Origin of the sequence: Streptococcus oralis, assembly GCF_004127215.1 — a bacterium.
Taxonomy (GTDB): Bacteria; Bacillota; Bacilli; order Lactobacillales; family Streptococcaceae; genus Streptococcus; species Streptococcus oralis_BD.
Window position 1 is genome coordinate 25,988 of sequence record NZ_QEWJ01000005.1, and the last position, 18,334, is coordinate 44,321.

The 18,334-nt window shown below is 40.7% G+C and carries 15 protein-coding genes; all 15 read right to left on the reverse strand.

Features of this window, described 5'->3' with window-relative positions:
- Window positions 1-4: 4 nt before the first annotated feature.
- Window positions 5-526, reverse strand: a complete 522-nt coding sequence (locus tag DF216_RS05045; RefSeq protein ID WP_000301980.1) for a dihydrofolate reductase family protein — start codon at window positions 524-526, stop codon at window positions 5-7.
- A gap of 8 nt (window positions 527-534) precedes the next feature.
- The gene (locus tag DF216_RS05050) at window positions 535-1,299 is read right to left on the reverse strand and encodes a nucleoside phosphorylase (RefSeq protein ID WP_129326217.1); all 765 of its coding nucleotides are present in this window, start codon (window positions 1,297-1,299) and stop codon (window positions 535-537) included.
- A 4-nt stretch (window positions 1,300-1,303) separates the two neighbouring features.
- Window positions 1,304-2,170, reverse strand: a complete 867-nt coding sequence (locus DF216_RS05055; protein ID WP_129326169.1) for a GNAT family N-acetyltransferase — start codon at window positions 2,168-2,170, stop codon at window positions 1,304-1,306.
- 11 nt (window positions 2,171-2,181) lie between these two features.
- Entirely contained in the window at window positions 2,182-2,799 is a 618-nt protein-coding gene (cysE, locus tag DF216_RS05060; protein ID WP_129326170.1) for a serine O-acetyltransferase, read from the reverse strand.
- Between the two features lie 15 nt (window positions 2,800-2,814).
- Window positions 2,815-5,028, reverse strand: coding sequence for a polyribonucleotide nucleotidyltransferase (gene pnp, locus DF216_RS05065; RefSeq protein WP_129326171.1), 2,214 nt, complete (start codon window positions 5,026-5,028; stop codon window positions 2,815-2,817).
- Between the two features lie 675 nt (window positions 5,029-5,703).
- The gene (gene metF, locus DF216_RS05070; protein WP_129326172.1) at window positions 5,704-6,570 is read right to left on the reverse strand and encodes a methylenetetrahydrofolate reductase [NAD(P)H]; all 867 of its coding nucleotides are present in this window, start codon (window positions 6,568-6,570) and stop codon (window positions 5,704-5,706) included.
- A 63-nt stretch (window positions 6,571-6,633) separates the two neighbouring features.
- Window positions 6,634-8,883: a 5-methyltetrahydropteroyltriglutamate--homocysteine S-methyltransferase gene (gene metE, locus DF216_RS05075; RefSeq protein WP_129326173.1), complete on the reverse strand. Its 2,250-nt coding sequence runs from the start codon at window positions 8,881-8,883 to the stop codon at window positions 6,634-6,636.
- Window positions 8,884-9,143: 260 nt separating this feature from the next.
- Window positions 9,144-9,437, reverse strand: coding sequence for a helix-turn-helix domain-containing protein (locus DF216_RS05080; RefSeq protein ID WP_061454301.1), 294 nt, complete (start codon window positions 9,435-9,437; stop codon window positions 9,144-9,146).
- Window positions 9,427-9,792, reverse strand: a complete 366-nt coding sequence (locus DF216_RS05085; RefSeq protein ID WP_061454300.1) for a type II toxin-antitoxin system RelE/ParE family toxin — start codon at window positions 9,790-9,792, stop codon at window positions 9,427-9,429. Before DF216_RS05085 ends, DF216_RS05080 begins: the two co-directional genes overlap by 11 nt.
- A 169-nt stretch (window positions 9,793-9,961) precedes the next feature.
- The gene (locus DF216_RS05090) at window positions 9,962-10,327 is read right to left on the reverse strand and encodes a TIGR02328 family protein (RefSeq protein ID WP_129326174.1); all 366 of its coding nucleotides are present in this window, start codon (window positions 10,325-10,327) and stop codon (window positions 9,962-9,964) included.
- Window positions 10,311-10,715, reverse strand: coding sequence for a YbgA family protein (locus DF216_RS05095; protein ID WP_129326175.1), 405 nt, complete (start codon window positions 10,713-10,715; stop codon window positions 10,311-10,313). Before DF216_RS05095 ends, DF216_RS05090 begins: the two co-directional genes overlap by 17 nt.
- Before the next feature lie 123 nt (window positions 10,716-10,838).
- On the reverse strand, window positions 10,839-13,883 hold the full coding sequence (locus tag DF216_RS05100; protein ID WP_129326176.1) for a type I restriction endonuclease subunit R: 3,045 nt from the start codon (window positions 13,881-13,883) through the stop codon (window positions 10,839-10,841).
- A gap of 56 nt (window positions 13,884-13,939) precedes the next feature.
- Entirely contained in the window at window positions 13,940-15,655 is a 1,716-nt protein-coding gene (locus tag DF216_RS05105; RefSeq protein WP_129326177.1) for a restriction endonuclease subunit S, read from the reverse strand.
- Window positions 15,655-16,659 carry a virulence RhuM family protein gene (locus DF216_RS05110; RefSeq protein WP_129326178.1) on the reverse strand — a complete coding sequence of 335 codons (1,005 nt, stop codon included), beginning with the start codon at window positions 16,657-16,659 and terminating at the stop codon, window positions 15,655-15,657. The genes DF216_RS05105 and DF216_RS05110 overlap by 1 nt, the downstream gene beginning before the upstream one ends.
- The gene (locus tag DF216_RS05115; RefSeq protein WP_129326179.1) at window positions 16,649-18,220 is read right to left on the reverse strand and encodes a type I restriction-modification system subunit M; all 1,572 of its coding nucleotides are present in this window, start codon (window positions 18,218-18,220) and stop codon (window positions 16,649-16,651) included. Before DF216_RS05115 ends, DF216_RS05110 begins: the two co-directional genes overlap by 11 nt.
- Window positions 18,221-18,334: the final 114 nt, after the last annotated feature.

The following is an 18,334-nucleotide window of genomic DNA, read 5'->3' on the forward strand; positions in this document are numbered from 1 at the left end:
TTCTCTATTTCTGACTTTTTCGGCTGAAAACCAGCTCTGCAAAAGGGCCAAATTGTCTGAGGCTATCTAGTTGGTAAAAGCGCTGCCCTTCCTCTTGGGTAAAAAGGGGAACCCCCTTTCCTAGGATAAGGGGCGCTATCTGAATAATGAGGTGGTCGAAAAGATCCGCATCCAAGAGCGGTCCTACCAAGGAATTACCACCAATCACAAAGACATTTTTTCCTTTGTCAATCTGCTGAACAAAGTCCACCACATCCCCAGCTACTGGCTGGTAATTGCTGACAGGCAGGTGCCTATCATGCGTAAAGACATAGTTTTCCGTAGCTTGATAAAAACTTTCTACATCTTGCAAATCTTGGATTTCCTCAAAGGTTCGCTTGCCCATGATGGTGATATCCATTTGCCTGTAAAAGTCATCATAGCCTGTATCCTCTACAGAACCAAGTTGATGCAGCCAGTCTATCCTGTGCTGGCTGTCTGCCAAGTAGCCATCCATGGTGATACAGCCGTAAAAATATACTGCCATTCTTGTAGTTACCTTTCTAGTTCCTTGGCTATTATCAAAGCGATAGTGAAAAAAGACATGGCATCAGCTGTCCGCTCTTCATAGCGGGCATCCCAGGTTCGGTTATGATGGTCCACATAGTCAGCCGTGTAGAAGAACTGATAGACTTTACTCTTGCGAAATTGACTCCAAGCCATGATAGCTGAAGCTTCCATGTCCACCACTTTGGCTCCAGCAGCCAAGCGACGCTTGACCTTATCAGGCGTTTCCCGATAAAAGGCATCGGTCGTCCAAGCCTTTGTTCGAATGTGCTCAATGCCAGATTTGTTCAAAGCTTCTTCCATGGTTAAGAGCAAAGTTTCGTCATAAGCTATCTCATCACTTGGAGGAGCGTAATGGTAACTTGTACCTTCATCACGTAGAGCTGAACTTGGTAGGATAATCTTATCTGCCTGAATAGACTGATCTAGAACTCCGCAAGAACCCAAAACAATAAAGTTCTTAAATCCTCTTGCTTTGAGTTCTTCTAAGAGTCCAACAACCATCGGGGCTCCAATCGTAGCTATAGCAACTGCTACCTTACTCCCATCTTTTTCATAGATATACCATGGAAATCTACCATTTAGATTGGTTAGATAGCCACCTTCGTAAACATCTACAAACTGCTTTACTCGTTCAACGATTTCTCCATTAAAAGATAAAATAATCGTGTCACAGATTTCTCCACCACCACGAATACTTCGATCAGTTGGTTCGATAACAGCAGGTACATTTTCGAATTCTTCTAATAGCATTTTTCTATTCTTTCTCATTCAGATAAACTACCTGTGTCTGTTTGACAAAGCCGATTTTTTCATACAAGCGCTTGGCACCTACGTTGCTATCTTCCACGGCAATCTGAAATTCCTTATCATTTTGCTCAATTAGTTGGTTGACAAGGGATTTTGCTAAATAGCTTCCATAGCCTTTTCCACGTTCAGGTTCCGATATTGCTAAACCGTAGAAGTAATTCGTATCGCTCGATAAATCAATCGTGCAAGTTCCAATGACCTGATCGTTTTTTAACAAAATATATAAGCGACTTTCTGGATCCTTCAGAGCTTCAGCGACATATCTATCCACAACTTCTCTCGATTCATGTTCCTCTGAAAATGCCTGAAATTTTAACTGGCTAATTTGCTCCTGATACGAACTATCTGCTAACAAAACTTCAAGATTAGAAACAGTTACTAACTGATAAGGTCTTCTATCCTTACCTAACCAGGTTTCTGTCTCTTCATCCTCGACCAATCCCCAGTTGCTGACAAAATCAGGATGACGCTCTAGAAAAATACGTTCTGTCTGAAAAGTAACTGAACGAATAGGGAAAGAAGCCGTTTCTTTCTCAAAACTCGTAAACAAAGCACGCGCAATTCCCTGACGGCGATGATTTGGATGAACCAGTATCGCTACTTCCACATCTTGGTCATCAGCATAGACAGTTAATAAACCAACAAGTTCACTTTTTTTGTAATAAAGAAAAAAGGCGGGCATGTTTGGGTCAAAATTAAGCATGTTAGAAAGATAGGGTTCACGGTAAGTACCGTCATATTTTTGGCAACAGTTAATTAGTTTTTTCGCTTCAAATAACTCTTCTTGGCTCAACTTATTTCTTGCTTGAATCATATAGGTATCCTCTACAACCCCGACGATCTGTGACTGGCTTCGCGGGCATGCTCCAGCTTGTCCAGATAATATTCTCGCTGTTCTTCCACCTCGTGGATGGTCGGCTCGTCTTTCTGACCGTGGACGCGCACAATCTTGGCAGGGATTCCAACTACGGTCACATCACTAGGCACATCCGCCACGACTACTGCAGCAGCACCAACTTTGGCATTTTCACCGATTTCTACCGGTCCGATGACTTGGGCATGGGCTGATATGAGAGCTCCTTTACGCACAGTCGGATGGCGTTTCCCTACATCCTTCCCTGTCCCACCAAGAGTCACTCCGTGATAGAGAAGAACGCCTTTTTCAACAATCGCGGTCTCTCCAATCACCAGACCTGAGCCATGGTCGATAAAAACACCTGAGTCAATCTGGGCACCCGGATGGATCTCGATTTGGGTCCAAAAGCGCCAAAACTGACTGTGCATCCGAGCTAGGAGTTTGAAGCCGTTCTTCCAGAGAAAATGCGAGAGACGGTGGGCAGCTAAGGCCTTAACACCTGGATAAGTCAGCAAAACTTCCAAACTGTTGCGTGCCGCTGGATCATTTTCTTTTACGATATCAATGGTTTCGCGCCACCATCCCATACATTTCTCCTTTTCTTATTCTGAATCTTTTGGTGTTTCTGTAACTTCTTTCTTAGGTCTGTGGTCCTTGTGGTGACGTGGACGATGAGGTCGCTCAGACTTTTCACCTTTTTCATCATGCTCAGGTTTTGGCGGGCGAGGAAGAAGAACCTTCATAGAGGCATCGATACGGCCTTTTTCATCAATCTTGATAACCTTAACATCGACTTCATCACCAATGGATACCAAATCTTCTACATTGTTGGTACGAGTCCAAGCCATTTCTGAGATGTGAACGAGGGCATCTGTCTTGTCAAAGAGGTTGACAAAAGCACCAAATTTCTCGATACGAACAACCTTGGCATGGTAAACTTCATCCACTTTAGCCTCACGAACCAAGCCAGCAATGATTTCTTTGGCACGATTAATGGCATCTTGGTCGCTAGAGTAGATAGACACATTTCCTTCTTCGTCGATATCAATCTTAACGCCTGTTTCAGCGATGATCTTGTCGATGGTTTCTCCACCCTTACCGATAACAATCTTGATCTTGTCCACATCGATCTTAATAGTATCAATTTTCGGTGCAGTTGGAGCCAATTCTGGACGAACTTCTGGAATCGTTGCTTCGATCACATCAAGGATTTCAAAACGAGCTTTCTTGGCTTGGGCAAGAGCTTCTGTTAAGATTTCTGCAGTGATTCCTTGGATCTTGATATCCATTTGAAGGGCTGTAATCCCGTCACGAGTACCCGCAACCTTAAAGTCCATGTCGCCAAAGTGGTCTTCCAAACCTTGGATATCTGTCAAAACTGTATAGTTATTTCCATCTGAGATGAGACCCATGGCAATCCCTGCTACTGGCGCCTTGATTGGCACACCACCAGCCATAAGGGCAAGAGTGCCGGCACAGATAGAGGCTTGAGATGAAGAACCGTTTGATTCTAATACTTCTGCTACCAAGCGGATAGCGTATGGGAATTCTTCCAAGCTTGGCAAGACTTGAGCAAGAGCACGCTCACCGAGAGCACCGTGACCGATTTCACGACGACCTGGCGCACCGTAACGACCTGTTTCCCCTACAGAGTATTGAGGGAAGTTATAGTGGTGCATAAAGCGTTTCTTGTACTCTGGGTCCAAACCATCGATGATTTGCGTTTCTCCCATCGGAGCCAAGGTCAAAACTGAAAGAGCCTGAGTTTGTCCACGAGTGAAGAGACCGGAACCATGCACACGAGGAAGGAAGTCAACAACCGCATCCAAAGGACGGATTTCATCGACCTTACGACCGTCAGGACGAACCTTGTCTTCTGTGATCAAACGGCGCACTTCAGCATGTTCCATTTGTTCCAAGATTTCAGCCACATCACGCATGATACGGTCAAATTCTTCGTGGTCTGCATATTTTTCTTCGTAAACAGCAGTCACTTGGTCTTTAACTGCTTGAGTTGCAGCTTCACGAGCCAATTTTTCTTCTACTTGAACCGCTTTTTGAAGGTCGCTGTTATAGGCTGCGATGATTTCAGCCTGTAAGTCAGCATCCACATGAAGCAATTCCACTTCTGCTTTTTCTTTACCGACAGCAGCAACGATTTCTTCTTGGAAGGCAATCAATTCTTTGACTGCTTCGTGCCCTTTAAAAAGGGCTTCCAACATGATTTCTTCAGACAATTCTTTGGCACCAGACTCTACCATGTTGATGGCGTGCTTAGTACCAGCTACTGTCAATTCAAGGAGAGATTGCTCTGCTTGTTCTTGCGTAGGGTTGATGATGATTTTACCATCCACATAGCCTACTTGTACCCCAGCGATTGGCCCGTCAAATGGAATATCTGAAATAGAAAGCGCCAAGGATGAACCAAACATAGCTGCCATTGGTGCAGAGGCATTTTCATCATAAGAAAGGACCGTATTAATCACTTGTACTTCATTACGGAAACCTTCCGCAAACATGGGACGGATTGGACGGTCAATCAAACGCGCTGTCAAGGTCGCATCCGTTGAAGGACGTCCTTCACGTTTCATGAAGCCACCAGGAAACTTCCCAGCTGCATACATTTTTTCTTCGTAGTTGACTTGGAGTGGGAAGAAATCCCCAGTTGCCATTTTCTTAGACATCACGGCTGCAGTCAAGACAGTTGACTCACCGTAACGCACGACAACAGAGCCATTTGCTTGCTTAGCAACCTGACCAGTCTCTACAACCAACTCACGACCCGCAAAAGCCGTTTGAAACACTTGTTTTGTCATGTTAATCCCCTTTGGATTGATAAAATTATACGTCTTGCCTACAAAGATCAAGATACCAAGGGCGTGAAGAATCCCGTATGAAAATAGGAGATTGACGCAGTGTATCATGCACACCAGGCAATCTATCTTTTTCACTAGGGATTTAGCCCGTGTTCAATTACTCAAGATATTTTGGACAGTTCGGCTTGCCGAACATTTCTATAGAAAAATAGGAAGGTGACGCCGCACTCGATGAGTGCTAGGAAGCTTATCTTTTTTCCTAAGAAATGAGACCAGAATTCAATTATGAATCCTTTTGACATTTCACTGAAACAGTGCGGACGGGAGGTAAAATTATCCAGTGGATGATTTTAGAAATCCAGGGAATTTCATCCCTAATTTTTAAGCCTGAAGTCTCAAAAATTCCGTCCTAGAAAATAACAGGGTTATTCTCTAGGATACCACTATGGCGTGAAATATCTTTTAACACTCACTTCGTTCGTATTTTTATAGACATCAATTTTAGATTTTGATTAAAAATTAATCGACTATTAAAAAATCCTTAAAACCTTAATACCCTCATCTTTGTATCAAGTACGTACAGAGTCTATTCTATCATATTTTTCTTAAAAAGTGCGGGCTTTTCTATTAAAAAGGAACCATTCCCCTCACCTGAGAAGAATGGTTTGCTTTTTATTATCCTAAAGACTGATGGTTAAACAAGGCATGGGTTGCTTGGTGGATGTATTTTGCTGTTTCAGCATTGTTCATGGTGTAGAGATGCACACCTGCGACATCCTGAGTTACCAAGTCCACGATCTGATCCACGGCATAGGCAAGTCCTGCTGCTCTGAGCGACTCAGGGTCATGCTCATACTTGTCTAAGATGGCTTTGAATTTGCGTGGAAGGTGGATATTCTCACAAGTCTTCAAGAGACGAAGAGCCTGATTTCGATTCAGAATGGGCATGATCCCCGCATGAATAGGAACATCAATCCCTGCCAAGGTACACTTGTCTTGGAAATCGTAGAAGCGCTCATTGTCAAAGAAAAGTTGCGTTACAAGGCTTGAACAGCCTGCATCCACTTTCTTCTTGAGATTTTGAATATCTGAGATCTGGTTTGGCGAGTCAGGATGCCCCTCTGGGTAGCAAGCGCCAATAATATCAAAGTGAGGGGCTTGTTCCTTGATGAACTCAATCAAGTCCGTTGCGTAGCGGAAATCCTTTTGTGGTTCCACATCAGGGATAATATCCCCACGCAAGGCCAAGATTTTCTGTACCCCAACCTTGTCCAAGTCCGCAATGGTTTCAGCAACCTTATCCTTAGTCAAATAGATAGCTGGCAAGTGGGCAATGGTTGGAATCGCCAAGTCATTCTGGATAAAGTCAGCCAAACGAACCGTCGTTTCCTTGATATTAAATTTATTATTGCTGGCAGTTACACTGATAAAGTGCGGTGCTAGCTCCTGCATATCTTGAAGAGCAGAAATAATCTTATCATTACCCACAGCTGGGTTTGGAGGGAACACTTCAAATGAGAGTGACGGTGTTTGGCGTGACATATGTAATAACCTTTTCTAGTTGATTTCTTTTTGAACAACCATTGTATAGAGAGAAATCTAATCTTACAATTTCTCACGTGCAGCTTTAGCAGCTTCTACAAGGCGGATCAAGCTTTCTTTTGTTTCTGGGATACCACGTGTTTTCAAACCACAGTCAGGGTTGATCCAAACTTTCTTGCTTGGTACTTTAGCAAGAATAGCTTCGATTGTGTGGTCGATTTCACCTTCATTTGGCACACGAGGAGAGTGGATATCGTAAACCCCAGGTCCCACTTCTGTTTGGAAGTTTTTCGCTTTGAGTTCGTCCAAGATTTCAAGGTTTGAACGGCTTGCTTCAAAGGAAATAACGTCCGCATCCATGTTGTCAATAGCTGGGATGATATCTGTAAATTCTGAGTAACACATGTGAGTGTGAATTTGTGTGTCTGGCGCTACTGTAGAGTGTACCAAGCGGAAGGCTGGAATAGCCCAGTCAAGGTAGTCTTCGTACCAGTCGCTACGACGGAGTGGCAATTTCTCACGAAGAGCAGCCTCGTCGATTTGGATGATTTTCACGCCTGCAGCTTCAAGGTCAAGAACTTCATCCTTAATAGCAAGAGCGATTTGAAGAGTAGAATCTTTGATAGAGATGTCTTCACGTGGGAATGACCAGTTAAGGATGGTAACAGGACCAGTCAACATCCCTTTAACAGGTTTGTCAGTGCGGCTTTGTGCATAGCTAGACCATTTGACAGTGATTGGGTTGAGACGAGTGACATCACCCCAGATGATTGGTGGTTTCACCCCACGCATACCGTATGATTGTACCCAACCATTCTTAGAGAAGAGGTAACCTGACAAGTTTTGACCGAAGTACTCAACCATGTCATTACGCTCAAATTCACCGTGTACAAGCACGTCAAATCCAACTTCTTCTTGCCATTTGATCCATTCGTCGATGGTTTCAGCAAGAAAGGCATCGTATTCTTCTTGAGTCAATTCACCCTTACGGAAGGCCAAACGTTTGGCACGGACTTCTTTTGTTTGAGGGAATGAACCGATGGTTGTTGTTGGAAGAGCTGGAAGTTTGAAGGCCTCTTCTTGGATAGCTTCACGTTCTGCAAAGGCTGGCAAACGAGTGTAGTCTGCGTCAGTCAAGCCAGCGATACGAGCACGAAGTTCCGCATTTTCACCCACACGCTCAGTTGCAAAGAGTTCTTTGTTGGCTGCAAGAGCTTCTGCACCTTGGCCGTTGCGGATAGCATCCAAATCACGGATCTCATCCAATTTTTCAACTGCGAAAGCAAAGTGGTTCAAGATAGCTGGTTCAAATTCTTCATTAGCAGTTGTAAATGGCACATGAAGAAGTGAGCATGAGCTTGTCAAGACAATGTTTTCAGCTGGAATTTGTTCAAGAACAGCCAAGCTCTTTTCGTAGTTATTGCGCCAGATGTTCTTACCGTTAACAATACCTGCATAGAGAGTCTTGTCAGCTGGGAAGCCACCTTTAACGAGTTCAAGAGTTTTCTTACCTTCGACAAAGTCAAGACCGATGGCATCTACTGGCAAGTTTACAAGGTCAGCGTAGACGTCACGAACGTCTCCGAAGTATGTTTGAAGCAAGACTTCAAGACCTTTCTTGTCAGCCAAAAGTTTGTTGTAAATGTTCAAGAAGAGTGCTTTTTCTTCAGCTGTCAAGTCTTTGACAAGAGCCGCTTCATCCAATTGGATACGTGTCGCACCAAGTTCAGCCAATTTCGCAAAAACTTCTTGGTAGGCTGCTACTAAGCTATCTACGAAGTCTTCTGCTTTCACGCCTTCTTCAAAGTCTGACAATTGAAGGAAAGTGAATGGACCTACAAGGACAGGACGAGTGTTAAGACCAAGTTCTTTTGCTTCTTGGTACTCATCAAAAATCTTGTGTCCTGCAAGTTTGACTTGAGTGTCTTTTTCAAATTTAGGCACGATGTAGTGGTAGTTGGTGTTGAACCATTTCTTCATCGGAAGGGCACGAACGTCCCCTTTTTCTCCTTGGTAACCACGTCCCAAAGCGAAGTAACGCTCAAGCTCAGACAAGTCCAAGTTTTGAACGGATGCAGGCACCACGTTGAAGAGGAAGGCCGCATCGAGGAAGTTGTCATAGTGAGAAAAGTCGTTTGATGGGATTTCAGTGATGCCTTTTTCTTTGACAATATTCCAGTGTTTTGCGCGCAATTCTTTAGCCGCAGCCAAAAGTTCTTCTTCTGAGATTTCTTTTCTAAAGTATTTTTCAGTTGTAAATTTTAATTCGCGGAATTCGCCCAAACGAGGGAAACCGATGATCGTAGTTGACATGATGTGTCCTCCAAAATTTGTTGTTGAAACTATCTTAACAGAAAAGAAAGCGCCTGTATAATTGTAAATAATTAGGCTTTGATATAGTTTGAAACTATATCACTCTTTTAGACAAAAGAAAAGGACTTGAGACTAGTGTCTCAAATCCTTTGTATATCTTGTTTTATAGCTATATTTTAGTTAGAATACTCAAACGAGCTATTGATAATTCTTATAAGTGACTATGGCTTGTTATTAGAAAAGACTATAGATTAGTTTAATCAACTTTTTTCCTGTTCAAGTGGAACGACTGCTAGTGTCTTTCCCAAACTGGCTAGAACTTTTAAAACCGTATCCAATTGAGGGCTAGTCTTGCCTGTTTCCATCCTAGCTATAACAGGCTGGCTGACTCCACTAAGTTCTTCTAGCTTTTTCTGACTAATTCCTTGCTCGTGTCTGGCTTCAATCAACTCACTCATGATAGCTACTCGCATATCACTTTCAAGGATTTCCTCCTTGGTAAAGAGTTCTGACCGAACATCCTTCCAATTACTTCCAATGGCACTATTCTTCATCACTTAACCCTCTTTCTTTTAAGTCCTTCAGTTCACGCTTGGCTTTTTCAATTTCTCTTCTAGGAGTCTTTTGAGTCTTTTTAACAAAATGATGTAAAAGAACAAAACTCCCATCAACCCAAGCCACAAATAATATCCTATCCCTAAGAGGTCTTAGTTCCCAAATCTCATCTTCCAAATGTTTGATATAGGGTTGGCCAGCGCTCGTACCATGCTGACTAAGCAACTCGATATAGTCGTTTACTTTATTGAGTTTGATGCGGCTATCCTTACTTTTCTGACAAGCCAATTCTCTCATATAATCTAAGACTGGCTCATTTCCATTTTTGTCCTTATAGAAGTAAATCGTATGCACCAAGCAACCTCTTTCTAATTTCATTATAACTCAAAAGTTATTAAAAGTAAATCTTAACACTCATAAAAAAAGACCTTCAGAATCATTCTAAAAGTCTCATCTTTATTATTCGAATTTATTATTCGAAAAAATTACGAGAAGAGTTATAATGTGGAGCTAATCCTGACTCTTACTCCAGCTCAATGCCTTTCTCTCGGAGATTATCTAAGCACTCCTCATAGTATCCTGCATCATGCTCACTATAGATAGGCTTGCCTAGCTTCTCCTCTGCTAAGTCTTCATAAGCAGGGCAAATTTTCCCACGGTAGTTCTTGTCCAGCCATTCTGGACTAACATTGTAGCCTCGGTTAGCCATCTCCTTCATGATCAAGTCATGGTAGGCATAGAGACGATAGGGCGAGTGGGTAAAGACATAGTCCACTGTCGCATGCTTTCTGCCCCAGCCATTGCCACGCAGGGCACAGCACTCTCGATGTTGCCCCAAGAGTTGAGGACGGGGAAGTTGTGAAATCAAAGCCTCATGCCAAAGTCTCATGGGAGTCTCCTTTCAGTAAAGTCGAATGTTGCAAATAGGCACTGGGATAGCGATCCAGCAAGTCTCGGGTCTTAGCGATTAAGTCTTCCTTAGAAGCCTGACCAAAGCGGTAGCGATCCAGCAAGAGCATGTAGTCCCTGCGCTCAGCATCTGTCGCTTTCTTTTTGAAATAGCCCCATATATGCTGAAAAGCATTGCAAACCTGACCCCTGTGTTCTGGGATTTGACAGGCGCGGTCAATCATCTCTTGAACCAGACTCAGCTCCACTTGTTCATTCTTCAAGTACTGGCGAATCTCATTGTAAATATTGCTGGAATGACTCAAAACGAGGTATTTGTTCCTAGCCCAGAGTTGCTGGCACTGAGATTTTTGATTAGTTTGTTCCATGTTTCTCCTTGTTTTCTATCCGTTTCCAAGAAATATGGAAACAAAGTTGTATCTAAAAAATGAGCGAATAAAGAGTGTTTTTTGTAGAGCCTGATTTTTCTAATAAACCTTGTTTGACAATCCTTAAATACCTGAATATGTCTCTACTAGCAACTGAATCTTACGTAAAACCTCTTGCTTTTTCCGTTCACGCGCTCCCTGTCTACGAGAAGTTGGTGGAATAATCGAATCCAAATCAGTCCCACTGTTTTCAGCATAACCTCGTTGAATTGATTTGTCGATGAATAATTGATAATCAGCTACAAGTTTCTCAGATTCAGCTAGGTCGTGAATCGCAATTTTCTTGCGCTCCTTACCATATTCATAGAATGCATTGATAATCTCATCATGGTCTTGCAATTTTTGCAAATCGGTATCATTGATAAATCCAATAACCAACTCTTCTTTCGCACGAATATCGATACTAGAACGAATCACACGACTAACTTCTGCTTTCATTACTTCCTTAGACTCAGAATTCTTCGATTTTTCAACAATCAATGCCAAAATATAGTCTAGGTTAATCTCATCTGTTTTTAGTAATTCAATTTCAAATTCAACATCTGAAAGGTCAACATCTAGATCTTTGGTCTTTTCATAGTTTTTAAGGTTCAAAAATTCATCTCGAATTTCCACATAAGCACTTCTTAAATCCTGAAGATAACCTTCAGAAATAGGTTTGTCTATTTCTTGGAATTCGTCATAATTTCGAAGAACATTATCAAGCTTCAGCAACTCACCAAAGAGCTTAACAAACTCTTTTTTCTCATGCTCTGTTTCAATTTCCTGCGGATTTGGGAATTTTTCCAGAATTTCCTGACAAACCGCAGTATATCCTTTGACCTCGATACCCGTTACTTGATCGACGAAACCATCCATGTATTCACTAAAGCTTTTTTCTAAGATGATTTCAAGTTTGTTGGTATCCCCAAAAGTTTTAATAGCTTCTTGCGTAGCCTTTTCTAAATCACGGAAACAAACAATATTCCCAAAAGGTTTAACCTTATTAAAAATTCGATTGGTTCTCGAGAATGCCTGAATCAAACCATGATAACGTAGGTTTTTATCGACAAAGAGAGTATTCATGGTTGGAGCATCAAATCCCGTCAAGAACATACCCACTACAATCAGAAGATCCACTTCTTTAGACTTAACTCTCTTAGAAAGGTCTCGATAGTAATTTTGGAACTCTTTCCCATCAGTTGAGAAATTAGTCTTGAACATTCGATTATAGTCATCAATCGCTTTTTCCAGAAACTCTTTAGAAGATTGAGGCATGGCTGTATCTTGCAGTTCGAGCTCTTCATCTTGAATTTCCCCATAAGCTGACTGTTCTTCATTGGGTGCGAAGCTAAAGATGGTTGCAACTTTCAAGCGTTTAGCTTCTGGTAAAGTTGCTTGTTGTCTCTGGAGTTCGTCATAGTATAACTTTGCTGCTTCAATACTTTGTACAGCCAGCATGGCGTTAAAACCTTGCATCTTCTTTTGTTTATGAGTGTAATATTTACTCCGACGCGTCTTGTCGTTATAAACTCTCAACAGGTACTCTGTGATGGTTGCTATCCGTTCTGGATGGAGAAGTAGTTCCTTCTCCATCTTTTTGAGTTTCTTCTCATCAAGCTCTTGACCAACTGCTTTTTCTGCTTCTCTATATTTATTGATTTCAGGCTTGATATAGTTATAGTCAACCTTGAACTTCAATACTTTTTTATCTCGAATAGCATCTGTGATAACGTAGTTATGAAGTTGTTCTCCAAAAACTTCTTGTGTCGTTTCACCCGTCAAGCTATTTTCTGGGAAAATCGGTGTTCCTGTAAATCCAAACAAGGCGTACTGTTTAAAGGCCTTCTTAATCCGCTTTTGCGCCTTCCCAAACTGGGAACGGTGACATTCATCAAAGATTAAAACACATTTTTTATTATAGATTTCATGATTTGGATTTGCTGTTATAAACTTGTTTAACTTTTGAATGGTTGTGACAACGATTCGATCATCCTTTTCTTCGATACTTCGTTGGAGTTCTTTTGTATTATTGCTACCATTGACTGAATTTGGCTGGAATTTTTGATACTCCTTCATGGTCTGATAGTCAAGGTCTTTTCTATCAACCACAAAAATCACTTTGTCAATGTAGTCCAACTCTGTTGCCAAGCGCGCAGTCTTAAAGCTGGTCAAAGTTTTTCCTGACCCCGTTGTATGCCAGATATAGCCACAAGCATTGATAGTGCCAAAGTTCTTCATTTCATTGGAAGAATGAATCTTGCGCAAGATACTCTCAGTTGCTGCTATCTGATAAGGGCGCATAATGAGCAAGGTATTATCAGCATCAAAAACACAATACTTGGTCAAAACTTCCAAAAGGACTCGCTTGCTCAAAAATGTAACAGTAAAGTCTTCTAGGTCGTGGATTGTTTTATTTTTGCGGTCCGCCCATTCGCAGGTGAACTCATAATGATTTTTATTTTGAGCTGTTGTATTGGCAAAATAGCGTGTATAAGTGCCATTAGAAATGACAAAAATCTGAATGTATTTGTATAAAGAATTTTCGCTATTGAAGCTTTCCTTACTATAACGGTGAACCTGATTAAAGGCTTCTTGCAGACTAACCCCTCGTCTTTTCAATTCAATCTGAACTAACGGAAGACCATTCACTAAAATAGTAACATCATAACGGTTAGTGTGGCTACCCACTTGGGTCACTTGGTTGATGACCTGCATGCTGTTGTTATGAATGTTTTTCTTATCAAGGATGAAAATATTTTTAATTCGCCCATCATCAAAGACAAAGTCATAAATATGATTTTCTTGGATTTTTCGAGTTTTTTCAACTAACCCTTCATTGGGACAGTCTAAATACTCCATTACAAAGCGATTCCACTCAACATCCGAAAAAGTCACCTTATTAAGTTTTTCTATTTGCACCTTGGCATTGGCTAAGAGTTCGGCAGGCGTATGAATATCTAGTCGCTCATAGTTTAGGCTATTAACCAGATCAGATATCAGCTGATTTTCCAAGTCTGCCTCAGACTGATATTCTCTATCTGTGCGATACTCTGGTTGATACTCAGCCAAGAGAATCCCTTCATTTGTTTCCGCAATTACTTCATGTATTTTTGAATAATCAACCATAGTATGTTTCCTTTTATTGTATTAATTGAGATTCTTTCTCAAAATGCTTCAAGAATTTATCTAGTGAAGTTTAATAATTGTTCTCTCCAGTATTCATACTGTTTCTGTCTTAGTTCAATTTCCTTTGGAAGGCCCTCAGAAAGAGAGTTGGTTAGGGTGTTAAAATTGTCAAGAATATAGACGATTCTTTCTTGTTCTGTAATGGATGGTAAGTAAAAAGTAATTTTATCAATAGCATCCTTAGATAATCTCGGAATACTGGCCTTTCGAACCTGTGATTTGAGTCTATCTTGCTTACTTAACAAGACATAGTACATAAATTTATCAGAAATATTATCTGACGTCTCTAATGTGTAGACATCATCTGCTGCCCAAAAGTCCATAGCGCTATACCCAATTTCACCAGCCGCCCCTGCACAAATTACAAAGCTAGTATTTTTCACTCTGTTTGATTCAGTATAATATCCTAAGGGCGCCAAACTGTTTTGATAAACTGGAAAACTTCCTTTAGTAGCTAATTGTTGTCTCACAAGACGTTTCCCGCGTTGTAAATTGACAACTTGTCCCAACTTCACTCGAATTGGAGCAAATACCCACTGTAAAAGTTTGATAAGAGCGGAGTTGTCCCACTCCTCTACTCTACTCTCAGTGTACTCGCCTTCGGCGACGAATGTCAAGAGTTTTTCTCTAAAATATTCGTACTGTTTTTGGCGTAGTTCAATCTCCTTGGGTAGTCCGATGTTGAGGTCATTACAAACCATATCAAAGTTATCCAGAACTTGAACAATACGAGATTGGATTTCAAGAGAAGGAACTGGGATTTTGAATTTTTCAGTATCATTACTAGAAATTTGTGGCATCTGCATATTATTAGCGATGTTTTGAAAATGTTCTTTATTATGAACTAAGTAATGATAAATATATCTTAAATTGATATTTTCATTGTCTGAACTGTATGACCAAAATTCATTTTTAAAACTAAATGGTTTTGTACAGTATTCAAAATCAATAATTCCTCGAGATTTTACAACAATTGCTTCTTCAGTATGAATATCTTTATCAGGAATATCTCCATAGTTCACATCAGCGTAAGTCTTTCCTCCTGCAAAGATACGGATTGGCGCACCATCTTTATGAAGTAATTTCATCTGACTAGCTGTAATTTTAGTTCCTTTACCTTTTTTAAGACATTCGCTCAACTTCTTCCACTCAACCTGATAAACCTCATCCTCAAATGATAAGAGTTTATCTCGATAAAAAGAATATTGCTTTTTACGTGAGGTCAATTCTGAGGTCAATTCTGTAACATATTCAGTCATTTTGTCAAGTATTTGCACGATTTTTTCTTGAATTTCTAGAGGGAGAATGGGAATTTTTATCCTTAATATTTTTTCTTTTGAAATTGAATAAGGGACTGCTGTTCTATTTGATATTTCATATAAATAATCCTGTTTATTCTTTAAAAAATAATACAAGAATCTATTCAAGATGGATTTTAGGGGATAAACTGAGAAACATACATCATTTGCCCAGAACTTTTCCGACTGCCAATCAACATAACCAGCTGTTCCATATTGAGCAATAGTTATCGTATTTGCTTCCCTGTTGTACTTATTAGTGTACCCCATAAAACTAGTGCCCCCACTAACGACAGGAAAGCCTTTTTCTATAAGTTCCTTTTTTGTTATTCTCACACCCCTGACAATTTCACACACTTCCCCCAACTCTTTCCACTCAACGGAACAGTTCTGGATTTCTTCTAGAATGTTCATCAGTTCCCTCCTTCCTTTGCTAGATTTTCAATGCTTTTGATTTCCTTGAGGTAATCTTTTTCAACTTGACTGAGGGTCTTGGCTTGGTAGCCCTTATACTCCTTATCCACCTTCTGCTTCATCTGTTCACGAGAAATAGAACCACTATTGTCCAGCAAATCTTCGCCAGTAGCCTGAAGGATACGATCTACGTGAGTCACCCAGTCTGCCATGGTCATGACTTCTTCTCGCTGTGCCTGTCTTTCAGCAAAATCTAGATATCCTGATACAAGCTGATTAAGCCCACGGAGTTCCTTTTCTGTTAGATAGTTCTTGGCAACTTTTGCTTCAGATAGAGTAGGAAGGTCTCCCTTAAAAGTGGTCAAGCCCATAAACTCCTTTTCGCTATCGACACGGTTATAGATGAGTTCACTCGCAGTATTGTGGTGAATGGCATAATGCATCTTGTTTTGAACTGTCGCAAAAAATTTCTTTGCCTCTGGTGAATTTGCATTGTAGTCACTAGATGTCGCGAAAAGATCTAAAACCTGACGATAAAAAACTTTTTCACTCGAGCGGATGTCTCGGATTCTCTCAAGGAGTTCTTTGAAGTAAGAGCCTCCACCCAAGTTTTTCAAGCGCTCATCATCCATAGCGAAGCCCTTAATCAGATATTCTTTCAAGACTGTCGAAGCATAGTGTCTAAACTGGATTCCACGAGGGGAACGCACACGGTAGCCAATCGCCAAAATCATATCCAGATTATAGTAGGCGACTTTTTTCGACTGAGTTTTCCCAGCTATTGCACCGTGACGAGTGGTTATCAACTGATAGTTGACAACCACTGTTTCATCTAATTCACCATCCTCAAATATTGCCTTGATATGTTTACTAATGTTTTGCTTGGAAGTTTGAAAGAGCTCAGCTAGTTCTTGTTGGGTCAGCCAGACCGTTCCATTATCCAAGTGAAGCTCAATAGCGGATTTGCCATCATCTGTTCTATAGAGAATCACATCATTTGCCATGGCTAAGTTCCTCTACAATCTTGTCTATCTCTGCACGCAAGTGGTCAATCTTGGCAACAGTCTCTGCAATTTCTTTATTGAGCACATCAATATCAATCTTCTCACGCGTGTCTTCTTGTTCGACATAGGTTGATACAGAGAGGTTATAATCTTGCTCTGAACCAATCACATCATTATCAACAAGAGTAGATTTATAGTCAACATTTTGATAATTAGTGAACAATTCAACAATATGCTCGATATTGCTATCGGTCAAGACATTGTTGTTGGTCTCTTTTTTGAATTCTTTACTCGCATCAATAAAGAGTGTTTTATTTTCAAGTTTATTCTTCGCCAGAACTAAGATCGTAGTCGCAATAGAAGTTCCAAAGAAGAGATTGTCTGGAAGGGAAATTACTGCTTCAACAAAGTTGTTATCTACTAGATACTGACGAATGGTCTTTTCAGCACCACCACGATAGAAAATGCCTGGGAAACACACAATAGCTGCCCGACCTTTATTGGACAAATGATTGAGACTATGCATGATAAAAGCAAAGTCTGCTTTTGACTTAGGAGCTAGTTTCCCTGCTGGCGCAAAACGGTCATCGTTTATCAGAGTTGGATCTCCATCTCCCACCCATTTGACAGAATACGGAGGGTTAGAAACGATTGCATCAAAAGGCTTTTCTTCCAAATGCTGAGGATTTAAAAGAGTATCTCCTCGCTTAATATCAAAGTTATTGTAGTTGATATTGTGCAAGAACATATTCATACGAGCCAAGTTATAGTTGGTCATGTTGATTTCTTGACCAAAGAATCCATCCTCTAGGATATGATCTTCGTATTGTTTTTTCATTTGAAGAAGGAGAGAGCCTGAACCACATGTTGGGTCATAGACCTTATTAATCTTGTCCTTACCGACCATGACTAGTCGAGCTAACAGTTTAGATACTGTCTGTGGTGTGAAAAATTCACCCCCGCTTTTCCCTGCGTTACTGGCATAGTTGGAAATCAAGAACTCATAAGCATCCCCAAAGGCATCGATATCATTTTCCTCAAAGTTACCAAAGTTAATACTATTGATACCGTTAAGGATATCAGAAAGCCGCTTATTTTTTTCTGGAACAGTTCCACCAAGGATGTTGCTTCGTGTATCCAAGTTATCAAACAGACCTTTGATATCATCCTCTGACTTAAATCCAATCGCTGACTTCTCAATATCTTGGAAAATATTGGCCAATTCTTCGTTTAAATTTTCATTTTGTGAAGCGTTCTCGACAACATTTTCAAATAGTTGACTCGGAAGGATAAAGAATCCCTTATCCTCAACTGTCCCCGGTTTAAAATCTTGCTCAGCTTCTTGGTCACTTAAGTCAGCATAACGGAATTCTAAATCACCAGCCTCATGCTCAGCATGGTCAAAATAGTCTGCCATATGCTCTGAAATAAAACGATAGAACAGAATTCCTAGGATATATTGTTTAAAATCCCAACCGTCTACAGCCCCACGCACATCGTCCGCAATAGCCCAAATTTTACGATGCAGCTCCTTGCGTTCTGCATTTTCTTTACTTGCCATTTTTACTTTCCTTAATTAATGTATTATCTTTTCTATTTTATCATATTTTCACAACTAAAAATTAACTTTAGTATAACGATAAAAATAAGCAATGAAGTAGAAAAAATTCCCAAA